The sequence below is a fragment of the Pseudomonas sp. GW456-E7 genome, from assembly GCF_059424105.1.
Window position 1 is genome coordinate 1 of record NZ_JBWKZB010000113.1, and the last position, 240, is coordinate 240.

Here is a 240-nt window from a genome sequence, read left to right on the forward strand (position 1 = left end):
TCACGGCGGTGTCTTCAGCGGTGGTCACGTTCTCGCTGATGTCAGTGAAGCTGTCGTCGACCGGGGTGACGCTGATGTTCAAGGTCGAAGTGACATTGCTGCCGGAGCCGTCGGTGACGGTGTAGCTGACGGTCGGCACCGTGCCGTTGTAATTGGCGTCTGGCGTGAAGGTATAGGCGCCGTTGGCTCCGATCACCAGGGTGCCGACGTTGGCGATGGTCGCGGAGGTGCCAGCGGTGT

General features: G+C 62.5%; 1 protein-coding gene. It reads right to left on the reverse strand.

Annotated elements, in window-relative coordinates; genetic code table 11:
- On the reverse strand, positions 1-240 hold a 240-nt coding region (locus AC07YV_RS29815; RefSeq protein ID WP_494990402.1), incomplete at both ends, for a cadherin-like domain-containing protein.